Below are 25,937 nucleotides of genomic sequence, written 5' to 3' on the forward strand. Positions count from 1 at the left end.
TTATATCTCCGTGATTGACTTTTCTAGTGGATTATTTTTCCAACTTAAGCAGTATATTGAAAAATCCACAGGAATAAAGGCTGATTGTTCTTCAGCTTTGGACTGATGGGTTCTTAGCAATTCACTGGATGTTCAACACGGATATGTCCCATACGGCTCAATACAACCTTAGAGTGAGTGACTTGATCGCTAGAACAATAATAAAAGCTGCCATTTGAACCATTCGGCAGACCATTACTTGCTTGAAAGGTTATACTTGGGATACTTAAAGTTCCTCGCCAATCAAGATTGCCATATTTCAAATTTATGGCGCCTGTGAAAATAATTTTTTCATCTACATCGACTTGTCTATTTTTATTGATATCCATAAAACCAAGGTAGCCTGAGTTCCAGCTATTGGCTTGGCAATTTAACCCATCTGCACTTGGACAAATCACCACATTATTATGTTGAATCGCGGCATGATTTTTGGCCATGTGCATACTCATGATCAAGTTATGAGTGGTGCTTTTAATTTCTTGTTTTGCCATCAATCCATGAAAATGGGGCAGTGCTATCGTTGTAATAATAGCGAAAATAGTGATTGTGACGATAAGTTCAATCAGGGTAAACGCTTTTATTTGTCTAAAAAACATACAAACAGCCTTCTAAGGTATTTATTTTAAGTGGTTTGTGTTATTAATATTTTGTTTTTAATAGTTTTTTTAAGAATAAGATTTATTACTTCATTTTTGATAAAACTGTTAAAATAAATTGCAAGTGACAATAAGCTATTCACAACAAAAAATTGAGTAAAAAATTACCGAATTACAACGGAAATTGTAAGTAATTTTGTCAATAATTCACTTGATTAAAATTATCAAGCACTTGGAAAAAATAAAGTGCTTGTATGATTGACAGTGAATAGCTTAAGAATAAAACTGGGGTATAAGAAAGCCTATCTCAGAAATAGTCAAATTTTAGGCTTAAGTTTGAACAACAATTGTTATCTCTGGAGGATAAATCCATGAAAATGAGTCGTATTGCATTGGCAATGCTTGTAGCTGCTCCTTTAGCTGCTGCAAACGCGGGCGTAACTGTTACTCCATTAATGCTTGGTTACACTTTCCAAGACACTCAGCATAATAATGCTGGTAGTGAGGGAGAGCTAACTACTGGTGCTGAATTACAAGACGATTTATTCGTTGGTGCTGCACTTGGTGTTGAATTAACTCCATGGTTAGGTTTTGAAGCTGAATACAACCAAGTGAAAGGTGATGTAGAAGGTCTTGCTCCTGACGCTGAATACAAGCAAACTCAAATCAATGGTAATTTTTATGCTACTTCTGATTTGATCACTAAAAACTATGACAGTAAAGTTAAGCCTTACGTGTTATTAGGTGCTGGTCATTATAAATATGAAATTGATGGCCTCACTGAAGATAAAGAAGGTACTTTAGGTAATGCGGGTGTTGGTGCTTTCTGGCGCTTAAACGATGCTTTATCTTTACGTACAGAAGCTCGTGGTACTTATAATTTTGATGACAAATTCTGGAACTATACAGCTCTAGCTGGTCTTAACGTAGTTCTTGGTGGTCACTTAAAACCAGCTGCTCCTGTAGTTGAAGTTGCTCCAGTTGAACCTGTAGCTCCAGTTCAACCAGCTCCACAAGAGTTGACTGAAGACCTTAACATGGAACTTCGTGTGTTCTTTGATACAAATAAATCAAACATCAAAGATCAATACAAGCCAGAAATTGCTAAAGTTGCTGAAAAGTTAGTTGAATATCCAAACGCTACTGCTCGCATCGAAGGTCATACAGACAACACTGGTCCACGTGCATTGAATGAACGTTTGTCTTTGGCTCGTGCTAACTCTGTTAAATCTTCACTTGTAAATGAATACAATGTAGATCCAGCTCGTTTGTCTACTCAAGGTTTTGCTTGGGATCAACCGATTGCTGACAACAAAACTAAAGAAGGCCGTGCTATGAACCGTCGTGTATTCGCGACAATTTCTGGTAGCCGTACAGTTATTGCACAACCTACAGCTCAAGCTCAATAATTTATTATTGAATTGATCGAGAAAAAGCAGCCGTAAGGCTGCTTTTTTTATAAGAAAAATGATCAGATCATCAATTTTTATTTGCAAAAAATAATTTTAATCAAGCTAATGATGTCTTAAATACTCTTATTTATGACGAATATATAATGATGGGTAAGTTTTAAAGTGGGTTAAGAAGAAATTTTAAAATTCGAATATTAGACCTCTTTCATAAATCATTTTTTACTCAGCTCCAAGTTATAGATTCCAGCAATTAAATTGAATCTCAAACCGAGTCTTTTACCTCTATTTCGATAACGCTCAGCAAAGATTTTGAAGGTTTTAAGCCTGCCAAATACATGCTCAATTCCTATTCTTCTTTTATTGATTTCCTGATTATAGATTTTTAGTTCAGGATCCAATTTACAACGTCTTTTGGCTTTTAAAGGTAACAGACTATTCGGATGCAGAGCATAAATACCCTGATAGCCTTTATCTGCAAGAACAAAGGCTTCTGAAGGAATCAGCTTTATGTTTCTTTTAAATAGCTCGAAATCATGTACAGCACCGCGACTGGTACATAAACTCAGTATTTGCTGAGTCTTGTAGTGAATCATGGCCTGTACTTTGAAGGTATGGGTCTTTTTCTTGCCGCTATAGCTTTTCTTCTGTTTTTTTAGGCCTTTGTATTGGGATTTCTGTGGCATCCACGATCACAACATTCCAGTCTATGCCTTCGCCCTCGGGTAAATCTTTGGGTAAATTAAAAAGATTGGACTGAATCAGGCAGTCTTCAACATGACGGACAATTCTTGAGGCTGTGGGCTCTGAAACCCCGTAACTCGTTGCAACGTGAAATAAGGTTCGGTATTCCCGCCAATAGCTTAGACAGAGCAGAATCTGGTCTTCCAGGCTTAACTTGGGCGGTCTGCCTTTAGTAGGAACAAGTTTCTTCAATTGCTCAACCATTAAATAGAAGGTTGACCATGAGATGCCAGTGTATCGCTTGAACTGAGGATCAGAAAGCTTGTTTGAATCGATGTATTTCATCCGCAGATTATGCACGAATGCTAAGAAATCCGGAGTGCAAATATCAACCAAAAAGAAGATCATTTTTTGATTTATGAAAGAGGTCTATTATATTAATAAATAAAATTACTAAATTTTCAATTACATATAATTACGTTTAATTTACTAAAGACAACCTTTCTCGTCACAAATTTTAGGTATAAAAAAGAGCAGACTTTTTTAATTGCATTTATAAAAACTACGGAGAAATATAATGGGTCTTTTTGATTTTGTAAAAGGTATTGGTAAAAAGAATACAGCACCAGCTGAACAGCAAGCCGCTCCAACGACACCAGCAGAACCTTCTGCGCAAGAAATTGCGAATAAGTTGCTGGGTCATATTAAAGCTTTAGGTTTACCTGTAACAGGTTTGTCAGTCACTTATAATGGGGCTTCTGATTTAGCGACTGTAAAAGGACAAGTCCAAACTCAGGCAGATCGTGAAAAAATTATTTTAGCTGTCGGAAATGTTGATCATGTTGCACAAGTTGATGATCAGATGACAGTCGCGACACCAGAACCAGAAAGTAAGTTTTATACTGTTAAGTCTGGTGATAATTTATCTAAAATTTCAAAAGAATTTTATGGTGACAGTAACCAATATAATAAAATTTTTGAAGCAAACCGTCCTTTGTTAAAAAATGCAGATGATATTTTTCCAGGACAAGTCCTTCGAATTCCTGCTTAAACAGTAAGTATTCGCTTAAAGTGATTTTGCTTTTAATGTTTATTTCTAAATGAAAAAAAATAAGTAATAAAAAACCGACATAGATGTCGGTTTTTTATCGAAACGTTAAATGACAGATAATGTGAGATTTATTTAATTAAATAAATCAATTATTTATTAGTTTTTTTGACATTCAATCTTAACGAGGTTTTGACACATAAGTTAAGATTTTCTGAGAATCTCTGACACATAAGTCAAGATTTTTTTTGATTACTTTTATAGCCATAACCGGCTTCGAGTAATTTCTCAACGTCCTCCCGTAAGAATAGTCGAACCGAATAAAATTTATTGCCATGAAATTTAGGCTTAATTAATCCCTGAGTTACTAGATTAGTCATATGCGTGCGATGCATACCTAAATAGTCATTAGCCTCTGAAGCTGTAAAATACTCTTGGTGAATCTTCAAGGCTTTATCAAACTCAGTTTTGGAGAAGGACCGCCAATATCCAATATGTCGAAGTTTTAAATGACCTGTCATAATCCAATTTTTTTCAAGTTGGTCATATGAGCAATCCAATGCATTGAGTACCACCTCTATATCAACATACGTAGGGTTATTCTTTTGTTGAATTAATTTGTCGATACTTCTTCTTGGGATACGATACGGGCGTATCTCTAAATTTTCTACTTGAAGCCATTTATGTTGAATAAGTTGAGCTGTTTGTAATGAGGAAATACCTAGAAGTTGAGATGCTTCATTTAGGCTTACATAAGCATCACATTTACTCTTATCTACAGTTCCAACTTTTTTACGCCCTGTATTATTTTTATAAGTAACTATATTTTCAATCATTGACTTATCTAAATACTGAATATCTTTTCTTGCATAATATGCTGGATAAAGTTTGTTTATATATATAGGTTTGAACCGTACCGGGTTTGTCGGAGAGTTAATATTCTGAGAGACTATCCCGATGACAAAATTAAAATATACCCCTGAAATCAGAGAAAGAGCGGTTCAATTATTGATTGAATCTGAAAAAGATTATCCTTCTACTTGGGCTGCAATCACAGCAATTGCACCTAAGATTGGCTGTACTCCTGAAACACTACGTTCCTGGCATCAGAAGTATTTGAATCAACAGAATCCAATCAAAGTACAGCAGCTTTCAGATCAAGAACGCATTAAACAACTTGAACGCGAAAATAAAGAACTGCAACGAGCCAATGAAATTCTACGCAAAGCAGCCGCTTTTTTCGCCCAGGCGGAGCTCGACCGCCCACACAAATAATGGTGGATTTTATCCATAATAATAAAGAGCTGTACGGAGTCGAGGCGATTTGTAGAATTTTACCGATCGCACCTTCAACCTATTACCGGACTTTAGATCTCGCGGACAATCCAGAACATCGAGCGAAACGAGATTTACATGACTTGCATCATGCTGAACAAATTAAACGAATTTGGAAGGAAAGTTCAGGTCGATATGGTGTACGTAAAGTTTGGCAAAAACTGAAACGTGAAGGCTATATTATTGCGCGCTGTACAGTTGCTCGATTGATGCAAAAACTAGGTATACAAGGTGTTTGGCGTGGTAAGAATAAACAAACTACCCGTAGCCGAGATGATCAAAAACGAGCAGATGACTTGGTGAAACGCAATTTTAGTGCTGATCAGCCTGACCCTTGCGAAGCAGTGCTTCTCAGGTCAGTGACTTTACGTATATTCAAACAAATTCAGGCTGGGTCTATACCGCCTTTATTATTGATGTGTTCTCACGAGCAATTGTTGGATGGAAAGTATCTACACGAATGAATACAGATATGGTGCTCGATGCATTAGAGCAAGCATTGCATGATCGAGGCATGCCAAAGAACGTGATTCATCATAGTGACAGAGGCGTGCAATATCTTTCCATTCGTTATACCAATCGTTTAGAAGCAGCAAATTTACGAGCATCAGTCGGTACGACCGGTGATTCATACGATAATGCTTTGGCTGAAACGGTGAATGGCTTATACAAAACAGAGGTGATTGAATATTTAAAAGCAGATTGGCAAGGTTTAGCGGATGTACAACTTGCGACACTAAACTGGGTAGATTGGTTCAATAAAAAGCGTGTACACAGTGCACTGGGTTATGTATCGCCTTTTGAGTTTGAAGCAATGTACTATGATAAGATTAACCCGTTAGGTCAGGTGGCCTAACTTAAATAAAAAAGTCTCCGACAAACCCGGTACGGTTCACATTGAAGCGGTAAAGCAGCGTAGTCGTTGGATCTATAAACAATTACGAGAGTTCCGTGAGCAAAGCAGATTTATCACGCCTCGCCAATATAAAAGTGGTGAAAGCCACTTTTATTTGGGTAAACAGTATCAATTAAAAGTGATTCATGATGATACCAAACCACAAGGTGTAAAACTTCTGAGAGGGAGATTGGAAGTAAACACCTCGGAATCCGATCTTGAAAGTATTAAATTTCTCTTAAACAAATGGTATAGATTTCGAGCAAATATCATGTTCGAAGTACGCTTGCAACATATTCTAGAACAGGCCTTATGGGTTGAAACTAAGCCTGATATTCGATTAATGACAATGCGTACACAGTGGGGTAACTGCTCCCCATCAGGTCTACTTACGCTCAATACTCATCTAGTTAAAGCGCCTACAATCTGTATTGATTATGTGATTCTGCATGAGTTATGCCATTTAGTTGAGCATAACCATAGTGAGCGTTTCTACCAACTTTTGACTCAAGTGATGCCTGATTGGGAGGTGGTGAAAGAGAGATTAGATAACATGGCTGTGAAGTTTTTTGAATAGACTTTTGCGTTGAACGACACATCAGTTGTCATTTTCATAAACGATTATCTGTGTGCTGCAATTATAGATTGGCATAGTCGTAAAGTACTGGCTCATAACATACTTTATAAAATCACGGTTCATCATTCGATCTCAACTATAGTTAAAAACGCAAGTGAGCCTTTAAAAAATAGCTTCTACTCCAAAAATCTGACAGTCATGCCTTTGCGAACAATTTTAGATAAATTATTTGCGTCCCAATTGGTCAATCGAATACACCCATGCGAAGCTGTTTTAGAAATTAAAGCGGGGTTGGGTGTCCCATGAATTCCAAAAGAAGGTCGAGATAAACCAATCCAAATATTTCCAACTGGATTATTCGGTCCGGGCGGTAAACTAAGAGGTTTAAGATTTTTGCCTTGAATAAAATTCTTAGGGTTATAGCTGTAGTGTGGATTTGGCACAATGCTCCCAATCACATGAGTGCCAGATGGTGAGGGATTATCTTCACTACCAATGGTTGCAGGAAAAGAAGCAATCATCTTATTTTGTTGATCAAGCAAATATAATTGTTTTGAGCCTTTGTGCGCGATAATCATTTTTATATTTTTTGGCAACGTGTTTTTCACATTTGCCACAATAATTTTTTCACCAACTTTATTAAAAGTTGCACCTGAATTTATTTTTTGTAAAAACAATTCATCCATATGAAACTTTTCACCCAGCATCTCAGTCACACGGGTGTAATACAAACCTCGCATCTTTGATTGTTCAGCATAATCTACAGGAATAGATTGAGCATAAGGCCCCTTCAAGTCTTGTGCAGTAATCGTGTATTCAATAAATGTTGGTTGAGTTGTATCTTCATTTAAAAGATGCCAAGTATTTGCGTCTAAGATTCCATCACCACTTAGACCCTTCATAATTTGAAAAGCTGAAATCGCTTTAATAGTATTTAGGCCCAATGAACCATCAATCGCCCCTGAGGATGAATAGTGGCGACTCAACAGCACTTGTAACTTTGCGTAAACAGGAAGATAGCCTTTTTCAAGATTGTCTGACCATTCGGCTTTATTTAGATTATCTAAAGACCATGTGCTAGGTTGATTTAACAATGCTAAATTGTTCTGATCATGAGTTGAAATACTAGGTAGACTTTGCGGTTCTCGTGCGTTTGCATAAGTTGAAAAAATACACATATTACTCAAGCAAATAATTAAGAAACGACTCAACATAGTAGCTAATCCCAAGGTAAAACGATTTATCAAAATGACAAAACCAATAGTTTAAATAAAGTTAAAAATAAAAAATTTAAGGGGCTGTAGTAGATAAGGTTAAATTTCAGTCCAATTTAATAGTGTTTTCAACTGTTGTTTTGGACTGCCATAATTAAATTGAAACTCACATTCTTTAATAAACAATGAAAAGGCATTTCGGTCAATACCATTGTATTTTCGAAGCACTCTTTTTGCCTGATTCCAAAAGTTTTCAATTCCATTGATATGATTCTGACCATCTGCAAAATGGCTTGAATGATTGATTCTATAATGACTAAATCCTGCAACATCTAAAGCATTATAACTATGCCAGTGATCTGTATAAACAACGCTATCAGGAGTGATTTTATTTGATATTACAGGCATTAGGGTGCTCGATTTAGTATCGGGTACAATGACCGTATAGACTTTACCATTACGCTTGAGTAAACCAAAAACAATCACTTTACCAGCAGCACCTCTACCACGCTTTCCTTTACGTGCTCCACCCAAATAGCTTTCATCTAATTCAATCTGACCTTGAAACACTTCAATGGCATCTCGGTCAAGGTGAAACATAATGATGTGACGAATTTTCCTATAGAACAATGCTGCAGAATTAGGTTGAATCCCCAATAAATCAGCAGCAGTTCTAGCGGTAACTTCAGCAATGAAAAACTCTAACAACCTTATCTGAATTTTTCTATTTAATTTACATCTAGTTATCTTCATAAAAGTAGATTATCACAAGGCTAATCTACTACAGCCCCAAATTTAAATATGCATATAAAATGCGCCTTTGTAACAATTTTAGTGAAAAAATGCGAACTAAAGCATGCAAATGTATATGGACTGTAGCATTAATATTGTATATTAATTAACTAATCTAGGACGATTTTATGTCTGCGCTAAATAAATTTTGCCATATAGGCATAAATAATTGATATGGCTAAACATTTAAATTTAGGTAAAGTTATAAATGAATACAACAGTAAAAGTAATCTCGGTTGACGGTGATGTTTGGCGCTTTTCCAATACAAATAAAAAATTAATTCTAAAAAAAGGGGCAAAACTTCAGGCAAAGGATGTATTGCATCTTTCTGAAGAAAGCAATGTCGTATTGCAGCTTTCAAATGGTCGTGTAGTCGAAATACACGGCAAAGATTTAATCAATAACGATGGTAATTTCAGTCTTAATTCCTTACTGGTCGAGTCAAATTCAGATATCGACAAAATTGTAAATTTTGCAAAATCATTTCAGCAAATGAATGAATCTGAACAACAAAATGATGTTGTTCGCTTAGACGACGGTCGCGTATTCAAAAAAGAGGGTAAGGACTACGTTGAAATTGCAGGGGAGTCTTTCGAGGGCGATCCTGATGTTACCCAAGGTGGGCATCGTTTTGTTCAACTGACACGGGCAGGTGAAACATCTGTCGCTGATGGTATCAAACCATTAATGTTGAACCGGGTGGTAGATAATATTCCGCCTTTAGGAATTCAATACCCAATATTATCTTCAGTTATTAAGCCATTTGAACATGGTTTGGGTGGTGGTAGCTGGACACCTTTGTCTCCATTTGCACCTACACCAAACACACCACCTCTAGCAAGCGATGACAGCTACACCACGCCATACAACACGCCAGTAACCTTAACTCCATTGGCGAATGACAGCGATGCAGACGGTGGCACCCTGACCATCACGGCAATCAATGGTGTGCCTTTAACGCCGGGCACCGCCCAACAAATCAACACCCCGAACGGTGTGGTGAACATTGATGCCCAAGGCACCATTACCTTCACCCCGAACAATGGCTTTACTGGACAAGAAAGCTTCAACTACAGCATCAGCGATGGCCAAGGTGGCAGCTCAACAGCGACTGAAACCATCAACGTTGCAGCAGCACCAAACACACCACCAGTGGCAAGCGATGACAGCTACACCACGCCATTCAACACGCCAGTGACACTGAGTCCACTGCAAGGTGATACCGATCCAGAAAATGACGCCTTAAGCATTACCAGCATTAACGGCGTCACCCTGACACCAGGTACAGCACAGAGCATTCCTGTAACCAATGGCGTTGTGACTGTTGCTGCTGATGGCACCATCACCTTTACTCCAAATACAGGATTTAGCGGTCAAGAGACCTTTAACTACAGCATCAGCGATGGCCAAGGTGGCAGCTCAACTGCAACACAAATCATTAACGTTGCAGCAGTAGAAACAACAACCCTGACCTTAACGGCAGCAGCGGTGAACGAAGGCGCGGACATCACCATCAGCGCAAGCGTCGACAACGCGCCACAAGACACCGATTTGGTCATCACCCTGGACAATGGCCAGATCATCACCATTGCCGTGGGCACAACCACAGGCAGCGTGACCTTTGCCAACCCGAACGGCGACGACGTCTACCTCGATGGCGAAAGCTACAGCGTGAGCATCAGCAGCTATACCGGTGGCGCAGAATTTGAAAATCTAGTGACCACGGATACTGCGACAGTGACCGTGAACGACACCATCAACCCGACCACGGTGACCCTGAATAACGTGAGCGTGGATGAAGGCACAGGAACCGCGACGATCGGTGCCAGTCTGGACCATGCACCGACTGCAGGCCCTGTGGTCTTGACCTTAAGCAACGGTTCAACCGTGACCTTTACCGTGGGCTACACCCCGGGTGACATCGTGCAATCGACGCCATTTGCGGTACAAGGCGACGACGTCTACCTCGATGGCGAAAGCTACAGCGTGAGCATCAGCAGCTATACCGGTGGCGCAGAATTTGAAAATCTAGTGACCACGGATACTGCGACAGTGACCGTGAACGACACCATCAACCCGACCACGGTGACCCTGAATAACGTGAGCGTGGATGAAGGCACAGGAACCGCGACGATCGGTGCCAGTCTGGACCATGCACCGACTGCAGGCCCTGTGGTCTTGACCTTAAGCAACGGTTCAACCGTGACCTTTACCGTGGGCTACACCCCGGGTGACATCGTGCAATCGACGCCATTTGCGGTACAAGGCGACGACGTCTACCTCGATGGCGAAAGCTACAGCGTGAGCATCAGCAGCTATACCGGTGGCGCAGAATTTGAAAATCTAGTGACCACGGATACTGCGACAGTGACCGTGAACGACACCATCAACCCGACCACGGTGACCCTGAATAACGTGAGCGTGGATGAAGGCACAGGAACCGCGACGATCGGTGCCAGTCTGGACCATGCACCGACTGCAGGCCCTGTGGTCTTGACCTTAAGCAACGGTTCAACCGTGACCTTTACCGTGGGCTACACCCCGGGTGACATCGTGCAATCGACGCCATTTGCGGTACAAGGCGACGACGTCTACCTCGATGGCGAAAGCTACAGCGTGAGCATCAGCAGCTATACCGGTGGCGCAGAATTTGAAAATCTAGTGACCACGGATACTGCGACAGTGACCGTGAACGACACCATCAACCCGACCACGGTGACCCTGAATAACGTGAGCGTGGATGAAGGCACAGGAACCGCGACGATCGGTGCCAGTCTGGACCATGCACCGACTGCAGGCCCTGTGGTCTTGACCTTAAGCAACGGTTCAACCGTGACCTTTACCGTGGGCTACACCCCGGGTGACATCGTGCAATCGACGCCATTTGCGGTACAAGGCGACGACGTCTACCTCGATGGCGAAAGCTACAGCGTGAGCATCAGCAGCTATACCGGTGGCGCAGAATTTGAAAATCTAGTGACCACGGATACTGCGACAGTGACCGTGAACGACACCATCAACCCGACCACGGTGACCCTGAATAACGTGAGCGTGGATGAAGGCACAGGAACCGCGACGATCGGTGCCAGTCTGGACCATGCACCGACTGCAGGCCCTGTGGTCTTGACCTTAAGCAACGGTTCAACCGTGACCTTTACCGTGGGCTACACCCCGGGTGACATCGTGCAATCGACGCCATTTGCGGTACAAGGCGACGACGTCTACCTCGATGGCGAAAGCTACAGCGTGAGCATCAGCAGCTATACCGGTGGCGCAGAATTTGAAAATCTAGTGACCACGGATACTGCGACAGTGACCGTGAACGACACCATCAACCCGACCACGGTGACCCTGAATAACGTGAGCGTGGATGAAGGCACAGGAACCGCGACGATCGGTGCCAGTCTGGACCATGCACCGACTGCAGGCCCTGTGGTCTTGACCTTAAGCAACGGTTCAACCGTGACCTTTACCGTGGGCTACACCCCGGGTGACATCGTGCAATCGACGCCATTTGCGGTACAAGGCGACGACGTCTACCTCGATGGCGAAAGCTACAGCGTGAGCATCAGCAGCTATACCGGTGGCGCAGAATTTGAAAATCTAGTGACCACGGATACTGCGACAGTGACCGTGAACGACACCATCAACCCGACCACGGTGACCCTGAATAACGTGAGCGTGGATGAAGGCACAGGAACCGCGACGATCGGTGCCAGTCTGGACCATGCACCGACTGCAGGCCCTGTGGTCTTGACCTTAAGCAACGGTTCAACCGTGACCTTTACCGTGGGCTACACCCCGGGTGACATCGTGCAATCGACGCCATTTGCGGTACAAGGCGACGACGTCTACCTCGATGGCGAAAGCTACAGCGTGAGCATCAGCAGCTATACCGGTGGCGCAGAATTTGAAAATCTAGTGACCACGGATACTGCGACAGTGACCGTGAACGACACCATCAACCCGACCACGGTGACCCTGAATAACGTGAGCGTGGATGAAGGCACAGGAACCGCGACGATCGGTGCCAGTCTGGACCATGCACCGACTGCAGGCCCTGTGGTCTTGACCTTAAGCAACGGTTCAACCGTGACCTTTACCGTGGGCTACACCCCGGGTGACATCGTGCAATCGACGCCATTTGCGGTACAAGGCGACGACGTCTACCTCGATGGCGAAAGCTACAGCGTGAGCATCAGCAGCTATACCGGTGGCGCAGAATTTGAAAATCTAGTGACCACGGATACTGCGACAGTGACCGTGAACGACACCATCAACCCGACCACGGTGACCCTGAATAACGTGAGCGTGGATGAAGGCACAGGAACCGCGACGATCGGTGCCAGTCTGGACCATGCACCGACTGCAGGCCCTGTGGTCTTGACCTTAAGCAACGGTTCAACCGTGACCTTTACCGTGGGCTACACCCCGGGTGACATCGTGCAATCGACGCCATTTGCGGTACAAGGCGACGACGTCTACCTCGATGGCGAAAGCTACAGCGTGAGCATCAGCAGCTATACCGGTGGCGCAGAATTTGAAAATCTAGTGACCACGGATACTGCGACAGTGACCGTGAACGACACCATCAACCCGACCACGGTGACCCTGAATAACGTGAGCGTGGATGAAGGCACAGGAACCGCGACGATCGGTGCCAGTCTGGACCATGCACCGACTGCAGGCCCTGTGGTCTTGACCTTAAGCAACGGTTCAACCGTGACCTTTACCGTGGGCTACACCCCGGGTGACATCGTGCAATCGACGCCATTTGCGGTACAAGGCGACGACGTCTACCTCGATGGCGAAAGCTACAGCGTGAGCATCAGCAGCTATACCGGTGGCGCAGAATTTGAAAATCTAGTGACCACGGATACTGCGACAGTGACCGTGAACGACACCATCAACCCGACCACGGTGACCCTGAATAACGTGAGCGTGGATGAAGGCACAGGAACCGCGACGATCGGTGCCAGTCTGGACCATGCACCGACTGCAGGCCCTGTGGTCTTGACCTTAAGCAACGGTTCAACCGTGACCTTTACCGTGGGCTACACCCCGGGTGACATCGTGCAATCGACGCCATTTGCGGTACAAGGCGACGACGTCTACCTCGATGGCGAAAGCTACAGCGTGAGCATCAGCAGCTATACCGGTGGCGCAGAATTTGAAAATCTAGTGACCACGGATACTGCGACAGTGACCGTGAACGACACCATCAACCCGACCACGGTGACCCTGAATAACGTGAGCGTGGATGAAGGCACAGGAACCGCGACGATCGGTGCCAGTCTGGACCATGCACCGACTGCAGGCCCTGTGGTCTTGACCTTAAGCAACGGTTCAACCGTGACCTTTACCGTGGGCTACACCCCGGGTGACATCGTGCAATCGACGCCATTTGCGGTACAAGGCGACGACGTCTACCTCGATGGCGAAAGCTACAGCGTGAGCATCAGCAGCTATACCGGTGGCGCAGAATTTGAAAATCTAGTGACCACGGATACTGCGACAGTGACCGTGAACGACACCATCAACCCGACCACGGTGACCCTGAATAACGTGAGCGTGGATGAAGGCACAGGAACCGCGACGATCGGTGCCAGTCTGGACCATGCACCGACTGCAGGCCCTGTGGTCTTGACCTTAAGCAACGGTTCAACCGTGACCTTTACCGTGGGCTACACCCCGGGTGACATCGTGCAATCGACGCCATTTGCGGTACAAGGCGACGACGTCTACCTCGATGGCGAAAGCTACAGCGTGAGCATCAGCAGCTATACCGGTGGCGCAGAATTTGAAAATCTAGTGACCACGGATACTGCGACAGTGACCGTGAACGACACCATCAACCCGACCACGGTGACCCTGAATAACGTGAGCGTGGATGAAGGCACAGGAACCGCGACGATCGGTGCCAGTCTGGACCATGCACCGACTGCAGGCCCTGTGGTCTTGACCTTAAGCAACGGTTCAACCGTGACCTTTACCGTGGGCTACACCCCGGGTGACATCGTGCAATCGACGCCATTTGCGGTACAAGGCGACGACGTCTACCTCGATGGCGAAAGCTACAGCGTGAGCATCAGCAGCTATACCGGTGGCGCAGAATTTGAAAATCTAGTGACCACGGATACTGCGACAGTGACCGTGAACGACACCATCAACCCGACCACGGTGACCCTGAATAACGTGAGCGTGGATGAAGGCACAGGAACCGCGACGATCGGTGCCAGTCTGGACCATGCACCGACTGCAGGCCCTGTGGTCTTGACCTTAAGCAACGGTTCAACCGTGACCTTTACCGTGGGCTACACCCCGGGTGACATCGTGCAATCGACGCCATTTGCGGTACAAGGCGACGACGTCTACCTCGATGGCGAAAGCTACAGCGTGAGCATCAGCAGCTATACCGGTGGCGCAGAATTTGAAAATCTAGTGACCACGGATACTGCGACAGTGACCGTGAACGACACCATCAACCCGACCACGGTGACCCTGAATAACGTGAGCGTGGATGAAGGCACAGGAACCGCGACGATCGGTGCCAGTCTGGACCATGCACCGACTGCAGGCCCTGTGGTCTTGACCTTAAGCAACGGTTCAACCGTGACCTTTACCGTGGGCTACACCCCGGGTGACATCGTGCAATCGACGCCATTTGCGGTACAAGGCGACGACGTCTACCTCGATGGCGAAAGCTACAGCGTGAGCATCAGCAGCTATACCGGTGGCGCAGAATTTGAAAATCTAGTGACCACGGATACTGCGACAGTGACCGTGAACGACACCATCAACCCGACCACGGTGACCCTGAATAACGTGAGCGTGGATGAAGGCACAGGAACCGCGACGATCGGTGCCAGTCTGGACCATGCACCGACTGCAGGCCCTGTGGTCTTGACCTTAAGCAACGGTTCAACCGTGACCTTTACCGTGGGCTACACCCCGGGTGACATCGTGCAATCGACGCCATTTGCGGTACAAGGCGACGACGTCTACCTCGATGGCGAAAGCTACAGCGTGAGCATCAGCAGCTATACCGGTGGCGCAGAATTTGAAAATCTAGTGACCACGGATACTGCGACAGTGACCGTGAACGACACCATCAACCCGACCACGGTGACCCTGAATAACGTGAGCGTGGATGAAGGCACAGGAACCGCGACGATCGGTGCCAGTCTGGACCATGCACCGACTGCAGGCCCTGTGGTCTTGACCTTAAGCAACGGTTCAACCGTGACCTTTACCGTGGGCTACACCCCGGGTGACATCGTGCAATCGACGCCATTTGCGGTACAAGGCGACGACGTCTACCTCGATGGCGAAAGCTACAGCGTGAGCATCAGCAGCTATACCGGTGGCGCAGAATTTGAAAATCTAGTGACCACGGATACTGCGACAGTGACCGTGAACGACACCATCAACCCGACCACGGTGACCCTGAATAACGTGAGCGTGGATGAAGGCACAGGAACCGCGACGATCGGTGCCAGTCTGGACCATGCACCGACTGCAGGCCCTGTGGTCTTGACCTTAAGCAACGGTTCAACCGTGACCTTTACCGTGGGCTACACCCCGGGTGACATCGTGCAATCGACGCCATTTGCGGTACAAGGCGACGACGTCTACCTCGATGGCGAAAGCTACAGCGTGAGCATCAGCAGCTATACCGGTGGCGCAGAATTTGAAAATCTAGTGACCACGGATACTGCGACAGTGACCGTGAACGACACCATCAACCCGACCACGGTGACCCTGAATAACGTGAGCGTGGATGAAGGCACAGGAACCGCGACGATCGGTGCCAGTCTGGACCATGCACCGACTGCAGGCCCTGTGGTCTTGACCTTAAGCAACGGTTCAACCGTGACCTTTACCGTGGGCTACACCCCGGGTGACATCGTGCAATCGACGCCATTTGCGGTACAAGGCGACGACGTCTACCTCGATGGCGAAAGCTACAGCGTGAGCATCAGCAGCTATACCGGTGGCGCAGAATTTGAAAATCTAGTGACCACGGATACTGCGACAGTGACCGTGAACGACACCATCAACCCGACCACGGTGACCCTGAATAACGTGAGCGTGGATGAAGGCACAGGAACCGCGACGATCGGTGCCAGTCTGGACCATGCACCGACTGCAGGCCCTGTGGTCTTGACCTTAAGCAACGGTTCAACCGTGACCTTTACCGTGGGCTACACCCCGGGTGACATCGTGCAATCGACGCCATTTGCGGTACAAGGCGACGACGTCTACCTCGATGGCGAAAGCTACAGCGTGAGCATCAGCAGCTATACCGGTGGCGCAGAATTTGAAAATCTAGTGACCACGGATACTGCGACAGTGACCGTGAACGACACCATCAACCCGACCACGGTGACCCTGAATAACGTGAGCGTGGATGAAGGCACAGGAACCGCGACGATCGGTGCCAGTCTGGACCATGCACCGACTGCAGGCCCTGTGGTCTTGACCTTAAGCAACGGTTCAACCGTGACCTTTACCGTGGGCTACACCCCGGGTGACATCGTGCAATCGACGCCATTTGCGGTACAAGGCGACGACGTCTACCTCGATGGCGAAAGCTACAGCGTGAGCATCAGCAGCTATACCGGTGGCGCAGAATTTGAAAATCTAGTGACCACGGATACTGCGACAGTGACCGTGAACGACACCATCAACCCGACCACGGTGACCCTGAATAACGTGAGCGTGGATGAAGGCACAGGAACCGCGACGATCGGTGCCAGTCTGGACCATGCACCGACTGCAGGCCCTGTGGTCTTGACCTTAAGCAACGGTTCAACCGTGACCTTTACCGTGGGCTACACCCCGGGTGACATCGTGCAATCGACGCCATTTGCGGTACAAGGCGACGACGTCTACCTCGATGGCGAAAGCTACAGCGTGAGCATCAGCAGCTATACCGGTGGCGCAGAATTTGAAAATCTAGTGACCACGGATACTGCGACAGTGACCGTGAACGACACCATCAACCCGACCACGGTGACCCTGAATAACGTGAGCGTGGATGAAGGCACAGGAACCGCGACGATCGGTGCCAGTCTGGACCATGCACCGACTGCAGGCCCTGTGGTCTTGACCTTAAGCAACGGTTCAACCGTGACCTTTACCGTGGGCTACACCCCGGGTGACATCGTGCAATCGACGCCATTTGCGGTACAAGGCGACGACGTCTACCTCGATGGCGAAAGCTACAGCGTGAGCATCAGCAGCTATACCGGTGGCGCAGAATTTGAAAATCTAGTGACCACGGATACTGCGACAGTGACCGTGAACGACACCATCAACCCGACCACGGTGACCCTGAATAACGTGAGCGTGGATGAAGGCACAGGAACCGCGACGATCGGTGCCAGTCTGGACCATGCACCGACTGCAGGCCCTGTGGTCTTGACCTTAAGCAACGGTTCAACCGTGACCTTTACCGTGGGCTACACCCCGGGTGACATCGTGCAATCGACGCCATTTGCGGTACAAGGCGACGACGTCTACCTCGATGGCGAAAGCTACAGCGTGAGCATCAGCAGCTATACCGGTGGCGCAGAATTTGAAAATCTAGTGACCACGGATACTGCGACAGTGACCGTGAACGACACCATCAACCCGACCACGGTGACCCTGAATAACGTGAGCGTGGATGAAGGCACAGGAACCGCGACGATCGGTGCCAGTCTGGACCATGCACCGACTGCAGGCCCTGTGGTCTTGACCTTAAGCAACGGTTCAACCGTGACCTTTACCGTGGGCTACACCCCGGGTGACATCGTGCAATCGACGCCATTTGCGGTACAAGGCGACGACGTCTACCTCGATGGCGAAAGCTACAGCGTGAGCATCAGCAGCTATACCGGTGGCGCAGAATTTGAAAATCTAGTGACCACGGATACTGCGACAGTGACCGTGAACGACACCATCAACCCGACCACGGTGACCCTGAATAACGTGAGCGTGGATGAAGGCACAGGAACCGCGACGATCGGTGCCAGTCTGGACCATGCACCGACTGCAGGCCCTGTGGTCTTGACCTTAAGCAACGGTTCAACCGTGACCTTTACCGTGGGCTACACCCCGGGTGACATCGTGCAATCGACGCCATTTGCGGTACAAGGCGACGACGTCTACCTCGATGGCGAAAGCTACAGCGTGAGCATCAGCAGCTATACCGGTGGCGCAGAATTTGAAAATCTAGTGACCACGGATACTGCGACAGTGACCGTGAACGACACCATCAACCCGACCACGGTGACCCTGAATAACGTGAGCGTGGATGAAGGCACAGGAACCGCGACGATCGGTGCCAGTCTGGACCATGCACCGACTGCAGGCCCTGTGGTCTTGACCTTAAGCAACGGTTCAACCGTGACCTTTACCGTGGGCTACACCCCGGGTGACATCGTGCAATCGACGCCATTTGCGGTACAAGGCGACGACGTCTACCTCGATGGCGAAAGCTACAGCGTGAGCATCAGCAGCTATACCGGTGGCGCAGAATTTGAAAATCTAGTGACCACGGATACTGCGACAGTGACCGTGAACGACACCATCAACCCGACCACGGTGACCCTGAATAACGTGAGCGTGGATGAAGGCACAGGAACCGCGACGATCGGTGCCAGTCTGGACCATGCACCGACTGCAGGCCCTGTGGTCTTGACCTTAAGCAACGGTTCAACCGTGACCTTTACCGTGGGCTACACCCCGGGTGACATCGTGCAATCGACGCCATTTGCGGTACAAGGCGACGACGTCTACCTCGATGGCGAAAGCTACAGCGTGAGCATCAGCAGCTATACCGGTGGCGCAGAATTTGAAAATCTAGTGACCACGGATACTGCGACAGTGACCGTGAACGACACCATCAACCCGACCACGGTGACCCTGAATAACGTGAGCGTGGATGAAGGCACAGGAACCGCGACGATCGGTGCCAGTCTGGACCATGCACCGACTGCAGGCCCTGTGGTCTTGACCTTAAGCAACGGTTCAACCGTGACCTTTACCGTGGGCTACACCCCGGGTGACATCGTGCAATCGACGCCATTTGCGGTACAAGGCGACGACGTCTACCTCGATGGCGAAAGCTACAGCGTGAGCATCAGCAGCTATACCGGTGGCGCAGAATTTGAAAATCTAGTGACCACGGATACTGCGACAGTGACCGTGAACGACACCATCAACCCGACCACGGTGACCCTGAATAACGTGAGCGTGGATGAAGGCACAGGAACCGCGACGATCGGTGCCAGTCTGGACCATGCACCGACTGCAGGCCCTGTGGTCTTGACCTTAAGCAACGGTTCAACCGTGACCTTTACCGTGGGCTACACCCCGGGTGACATCGTGCAATCGACGCCATTTGCGGTACAAGGCGACGACGTCTACCTCGATGGCGAAAGCTACAGCGTGAGCATCAGCAGCTATACCGGTGGCGCAGAATTTGAAAATCTAGTGACCACGGATACTGCGACAGTGACCGTGAACGACACCATCAACCCGACCACGGTGACCCTGAATAACGTGAGCGTGGATGAAGGCACAGGAACCGCGACGATCGGTGCCAGTCTGGACCATGCACCGACTGCAGGCCCTGTGGTCTTGACCTTAAGCAACGGTTCAACCGTGACCTTTACCGTGGGCTACACCCCGGGTGACATCGTGCAATCGACGCCATTTGCGGTACAAGGCGACGACGTCTACCTCGATGGCGAAAGCTACAGCGTGAGCATCAGCAGCTATACCGGTGGCGCAGAATTTGAAAATCTAGTGACCACGGATACTGCGACAGTGACCGTGAACGACACCATCAACCCGACCACGGTGACCCTGAATAACGTGAGCGTGGATGAAGGCACAGGAACCGCGACGATCGGTGCCAGTCTGGACCATGCACCGACTGCAGGCCCTGTGGTCTTGACCTTAAGCAACGGTTCAACCGTGACCTTTACCGTGGGCTACACCCCGGGTGACATCGTGCAATCGACGCCATTTGCGGTACAAGGCGACGACGTCTACCTCGATGGCGAAAGCTACAGCGTGAGCATCAGCAGCTATACCGGTGGCGCAGAATTTGAAAATCTAGTGACCACGGATACTGCGACAGTGACCGTGAACGACACCATCAACCCGACCACGGTGACCCTGAATAACGTGAGCGTGGATGAAGGCACAGGAACCGCGACGATCGGTGCCAGTCTGGACCATGCACCGACTGCAGGCCCTGTGGTCTTGACCTTAAGCAACGGTTCAACCGTGACCTTTACCGTGGGCTACACCCCGGGTGACATCGTGCAATCGACGCCATTTGCGGTACAAGGCGACGACGTCTACCTCGATGGCGAAAGCTACAGCGTGAGCATCAGCAGCTATACCGGTGGCGCAGAATTTGAAAATCTAGTGACCACGGATACTGCGACAGTGACCGTGAACGACACCATCAACCCGACCACGGTGACCCTGAATAACGTGAGCGTGGATGAAGGCACAGGAACCGCGACGATCGGTGCCAGTCTGGACCATGCACCGACTGCAGGCCCTGTGGTCTTGACCTTAAGCAACGGTTCAACCGTGACCTTTACCGTGGGCTACACCCCGGGTGACATCGTGCAATCGACGCCATTTGCGGTACAAGGCGACGACGTCTACCTCGATGGCGAAAGCTACAGCGTGAGCATCAGCAGCTATACCGGTGGCGCAGAATTTGAAAATCTAGTGACCACGGATACTGCGACAGTGACCGTGAACGACACCATCAACCCGACCACGGTGACCCTGAATAACGTGAGCGTGGATGAAGGCACAGGAACCGCGACGATCGGTGCCAGTCTGGACCATGCACCGACTGCAGGCCCTGTGGTCTTGACCTTAAGCAACGGTTCAACCGTGACCTTTACCGTGGGCTACACCCCGGGTGACATCGTGCAATCGACGCCATTTGCGGTACAAGGCGACGACGTCTACCTCGATGGCGAAAGCTACAGCGTGAGCATCAGCAGCTATACCGGTGGCGCAGAATTTGAAAATCTAGTGACCACGGATACTGCGACAGTGACCGTGAACGACACCATCAACCCGACCACGGTGACCCTGAATAACGTGAGCGTGGATGAAGGCACAGGAACCGCGACGATCGGTGCCAGTCTGGACCATGCACCGACTGCAGGCCCTGTGGTCTTGACCTTAAGCAACGGTTCAACCGTGACCTTTACCGTGGGCTACACCCCGGGTGACATCGTGCAATCGACGCCATTTGCGGTACAAGGCGACGACGTCTACCTCGATGGCGAAAGCTACAGCGTGAGCATCAGCAGCTATACCGGTGGCGCAGAATTTGAAAATCTAGTGACCACGGATACTGCGACAGTGACCGTGAACGACACCATCAACCCGACCACGGTGACCCTGAATAACGTGAGCGTGGATGAAGGCACAGGAACCGCGACGATCGGTGCCAGTCTGGACCATGCACCGACTGCAGGCCCTGTGGTCTTGACCTTAAGCAACGGTTCAACCGTGACCTTTACCGTGGGCTACACCCCGGGTGACATCGTGCAATCGACGCCATTTGCGGTACAAGGCGACGACGTCTACCTCGATGGCGAAAGCTACAGCGTGAGCATCAGCAGCTATACCGGTGGCGCAGAATTTGAAAATCTAGTGACCACGGATACTGCGACAGTGACCGTGAACGACACCATCAACCCGACCACGGTGACCCTGAATAACGTGAGCGTGGATGAAGGCACAGGAACCGCGACGATCGGTGCCAGTCTGGACCATGCACCGACTGCAGGCCCTGTGGTCTTGACCTTAAGCAACGGTTCAACCGTGACCTTTACCGTGGGCTACACCCCGGGTGACATCGTGCAATCGACGCCATTTGCGGTACAAGGCGACGACGTCTACCTCGATGGCGAAAGCTACAGCGTGAGCATCAGCAGCTATACCGGTGGCGCAGAATTTGAAAATCTAGTGACCACGGATACTGCGACAGTGACCGTGAACGACACCATCAACCCGACCACGGTGACCCTGAATAACGTGAGCGTGGATGAAGGCACAGGAACCGCGACGATCGGTGCCAGTCTGGACCATGCACCGACTGCAGGCCCTGTGGTCTTGACCTTAAGCAACGGTTCAACCGTGACCTTTACCGTGGGCTACACCCCGGGTGACATCGTGCAATCGACGCCATTTGCGGTACAAGGCGACGACGTCTACCTCGATGGCGAAAGCTACAGCGTGAGCATCAGCAGCTATACCGGTGGCGCAGAATTTGAAAATCTAGTGACCACGGATACTGCGACAGTGACCGTGAACGACACCATCAACCCGACTACTATTACTCTAGATGGTACAACCAATAACGTTACTGGGCAGATCACACTTACTGCGCAAGTAGATCATGCACCGTTGACGACGGATCTTGTCATCACTCTAACCAATGGTGGCCCTACGATTATTATTCTTGCGGGTCAAACCACAGCTACGGTGACTTTTGCAAACCCGAATCCTGCACTGCCGCATACCTACGCGATTAATACGGCAACAGGTGGTCGATACGAAAGTCTGATTACAACCAGTACGGTAACCATTGCTGGGCCGTTTATCGATCTTGATGGTAATGATAGTTCTGGTGTTACGGGTACAGGATATAAGACACACTTTGTTGATGGTGGTGCGCCAGTAACTATTGGTGATGTTGATACTGTGATCACCGATGCGGATGCAGCTGGACAACATATTGCCACGGCAACGATTAAGTTGCAGGGCACAGCGGGTGCTGGGTTTGAATTAGGTGATGTCCTTGCAGTAGGCTCTTTGCCAGCAGGGATTACTGTTGCGTCAAATGATGGAAATACCATTACCTTGACGGGTAATGCAACGCTTGCCGACTATCAAACTGCGATTAAAAATATTACCTTTGCAGCAGACGCGACTACACCGAACAAAGATTTGATTCGTCATGTCGAAGTACAGGTGACTGACGTCGATGGTAACCAAAGTAATGTTGCTGTGGCAGATATTACAGTGAATGTCATCCAAGCACCGGGTACGCCAGGTTCACCAGTGAATAATGGTGACAATACCGTAATCGGTGGTAATGGTGATGACGTATTAGTCGGAGATGGGGGTGGTGTAAAAACCGTTCTCCAACCTGGTACAAACTACAACATGGCCTTCATTCTCGACGTGTCAGGTAGTATGAGGTTTGATCTAGATCAAGGTAGTGGTAATGCTAACGAACGCTTGAATTTATTAAAAGATGGATTAAAGCAGTATATTCAAAATACCGTACTGCCATTTGCAGCAAAAGCAGGTACAGTAGATGGTGGTCACATCAATATTGCATTGATTAAATTCGCAGGTTTAGCACAAACTAGCTTAACGATTAGTATTGGCGATGTGGTAAATGGTGACTGGACAGCATTAGAGGCGACAATTAATAGCTTGGTTGCTAGTGGTGGTACTAACTATGAAGCTGCTTTTAACCAAGCAGAACGGTGGTTTAAAGGCTTATCGACAGGAGCAAATGATACGACTGCTGGTACCGATGCAACTGATAGAGCATCAACAAATGCCGATGGTACGGCGATTGCGGGCTACAAAAACTTAACCTTCTTTATCACCGATGGTAACCCGACGTTTTATATGAATGGTAATACTGAAGCAGGAAGTGGATCTGAAGCTCAAAATGCCGCTGCATTTAATACGATTCTAAGTCAGTCGAAGAGTACGTTTGATCATGGTTATAATCAAACTAGTGGTAATGGTGGGATAGGCTCAATAAGTACTGTAGCAGCAATTGGGCTAGGTATTGGAGTTAAAAAACCTTGGCTTCAAATGTTTGATAATACGGATAGTATTGGCAATATTACGATTGATGTAGGAACGCAGAATGTATCGGGTGTAAATGTCACTGATTCGTCAGCACCTACACCCAACCCTATCGCTAACTTTGACAATGCAACGGGTAATAATGCACCAGCTGCTTGGGTGGCAAGTGCTGATGCTACGGCTGCTACGCTGAATACAAATAAATTGATACTTGCAGATAGCACACAAGGTAATGGCGTGGCTGCAGTGTATCAAGGTCCAAGCTTTGCAGTGACAGGAAGTAGCACATTTGTATCCTTCGAATATGGTCGTAGTAATTGGGTTGCTGGTGATGCCTTCACTTGGAAATTACAACGCCAAAATAGTGGCGTTTGGGAAACTGTTGAAGTGGGTTCAAATGCTGCATCGAATGACCATGCTCCATCGGGAACTAATTCTACAGGGCTCTTTATGCAATCAGGTATCTTGCTTGCGGGAACATATCGTTTGCAGTTTGAGGTGGAGGATAATTCTGGTACGGGTACAGGTGACTATGTTGTGAGAATTGATAATCTGCAACGCAATACAAGTGCGGGAACGGACACTATTACAACGACTGGCGGTCAACCTGATATTGTCTTAACCGCAGATCAATTCCAATATGCTTTAGAGGCTGGTGGATTATCGGCTACTTTGAACCCAGTCGGAAATGACAAACTGTTTGGTGGTAATGGAAATGATGTCATGTTTGGCGATACCATCAATACGGATTGGTTAGACTGGACAGGCCGTAATTTGGATGCAGCCAATCAGCCAGATGCCGCAGGTTCAGGTATGGCAGCATTAAAAGAGTATTTAAGTCTCAGTCCATCCGATTACACCTTGGTGAATGCTAGTTTAGGTGTACAAGATATTGATTTGTACAACTACATTAAAGCGGAATCGAATACGACAACGGGCATCAGCCGTTTCAATGCCACAGCAGATACACGCGGTGGAAATGACGTGCTAGATGGCGGTATGGGTAATGACATTTTGTATGGTCAAGGCGGTGCAGATATTCTTATTGGCGGCGCAGGAAACGATATTCTGTTTGGTGGTACAGGCGCAGATACCTTTGTTTGGGGTAAATCGCTAAATACGACGACAGGTAATCTCGTAACCAATGGTACCAATGATGCAGATGGTTCAACCGATACCATCAAGGACTTTAACCTTGCTCAAGGCGACAAAGTTGACGCTAAAGCACTGCTTGATGCCCTAGGTTGGAATGGCTCGATGGTAACTTTGAGCCAATTTGTGACCGTAACTGGCAATACCATCGATATTCATAACGCCGCGGACACGATAAGTGTCAACATTGTGGTAGAAGGCCAAACATTCACTGACTTAAATGACATGATTGCAAAAACGAACTTCCAAACAACTTAACGGAAACAAAGGGTGAAATTATTTTCACCCTTTGTTTTGCTTTTATAGATAGATGTACGCATCGGAAATA

At 47.8% G+C, this 25,937-nt stretch carries 10 protein-coding genes, 1 pseudogene and 1 other annotated feature; of the genes and pseudogenes, 5 read left to right on the plus strand and 6 right to left on the minus strand.

What is annotated here, in order from left to right; genetic code table 11:
• Positions 1–113: 113 nt before the first annotated feature.
• Entirely contained in the window at positions 114–635 is a 522-nt protein-coding gene (locus H0S58_RS03060; RefSeq protein WP_195727114.1) for a GspH/FimT family pseudopilin, read from the minus strand.
• Between the two features lie 371 nt (positions 636–1,006).
• Between H0S58_RS03060 and omp38 the strand changes: the two genes are divergently transcribed.
• The gene (gene omp38 / locus H0S58_RS03065) at positions 1,007–2,044 is read left to right on the plus strand and encodes an outer membrane protein Omp38 (RefSeq protein ID WP_195727115.1); all 1,038 of its coding nucleotides are present in this window, start codon (positions 1,007–1,009) and stop codon (positions 2,042–2,044) included.
• A 215-nt stretch (positions 2,045–2,259) separates the two neighbouring features.
• Here the strand turns inward: omp38 and H0S58_RS13865 are convergent, their stop codons facing one another.
• Both H0S58_RS13865 and H0S58_RS13870 read right to left on the minus strand, forming a co-directional pair.
• Complete coding sequence (locus H0S58_RS13865) at positions 2,260–2,730, minus strand: transposase family protein (protein ID WP_265088219.1); 471 nt, start codon at positions 2,728–2,730, stop codon at positions 2,260–2,262.
• On the minus strand, positions 2,678–3,136 hold the full coding sequence (locus tag H0S58_RS13870; protein ID WP_265088218.1) for a transposase family protein: 459 nt from the start codon (positions 3,134–3,136) through the stop codon (positions 2,678–2,680). The genes H0S58_RS13865 and H0S58_RS13870 overlap by 53 nt, the downstream gene beginning before the upstream one ends.
• Positions 3,137–3,305: 169 nt before the next feature.
• Between H0S58_RS13870 and lysM the strand changes: the two genes are divergently transcribed.
• Positions 3,306–3,779 (plus strand): peptidoglycan-binding protein LysM, encoded by a 474-nt coding sequence (lysM, locus tag H0S58_RS03075; protein WP_092720981.1) that lies wholly within the window; start codon positions 3,306–3,308, stop codon positions 3,777–3,779.
• Between the two features lie 233 nt (positions 3,780–4,012).
• On the opposite strand, the gene H0S58_RS03080 is transcribed toward lysM, so the two are convergent.
• Complete coding sequence (locus H0S58_RS03080) at positions 4,013–4,612, minus strand: helix-turn-helix domain-containing protein (protein ID WP_227592252.1); 600 nt, start codon at positions 4,610–4,612, stop codon at positions 4,013–4,015.
• 121 nt (positions 4,613–4,733) lie between these two features.
• On the opposite strand from H0S58_RS03080, the pseudogene H0S58_RS03085 reads away from it, so the two are divergent.
• A pseudogene (locus H0S58_RS03085) lies at positions 4,734–5,967 on the plus strand (IS3 family transposase).
• Positions 5,009–5,125: a sequence feature (AL1L pseudoknot), on the plus strand. It overlaps the preceding pseudogene by 117 nt.
• A 40-nt stretch (positions 5,968–6,007) precedes the next feature.
• Complete coding sequence (locus tag H0S58_RS03090) at positions 6,008–6,583, plus strand: M48 family metallopeptidase (protein ID WP_195727551.1); 576 nt, start codon at positions 6,008–6,010, stop codon at positions 6,581–6,583.
• A gap of 176 nt (positions 6,584–6,759) precedes the next feature.
• On the opposite strand, the gene H0S58_RS03095 is transcribed toward H0S58_RS03090, so the two are convergent.
• Entirely contained in the window at positions 6,760–7,797 is a 1,038-nt protein-coding gene (locus H0S58_RS03095) for a L,D-transpeptidase family protein (RefSeq protein ID WP_195727116.1), read from the minus strand.
• A 99-nt stretch (positions 7,798–7,896) separates the two neighbouring features.
• The gene (locus H0S58_RS03100; protein WP_195727117.1) at positions 7,897–8,550 is read right to left on the minus strand and encodes an IS1595 family transposase; all 654 of its coding nucleotides are present in this window, start codon (positions 8,548–8,550) and stop codon (positions 7,897–7,899) included.
• A 247-nt stretch (positions 8,551–8,797) separates the two neighbouring features.
• Between H0S58_RS03100 and H0S58_RS03105 the strand changes: the two genes are divergently transcribed.
• On the plus strand, positions 8,798–25,867 hold the full coding sequence (locus tag H0S58_RS03105) for an immunoglobulin-like domain-containing protein (protein WP_195727118.1): 17,070 nt from the start codon (positions 8,798–8,800) through the stop codon (positions 25,865–25,867).
• Positions 25,868–25,937: the final 70 nt, after the last annotated feature.

The sequence above is a fragment of the Acinetobacter sp. TTH0-4 genome, from assembly GCF_015602665.1.
GTDB classification, from domain to species: Bacteria; Pseudomonadota; Gammaproteobacteria; order Pseudomonadales; family Moraxellaceae; genus Acinetobacter; species Acinetobacter albensis.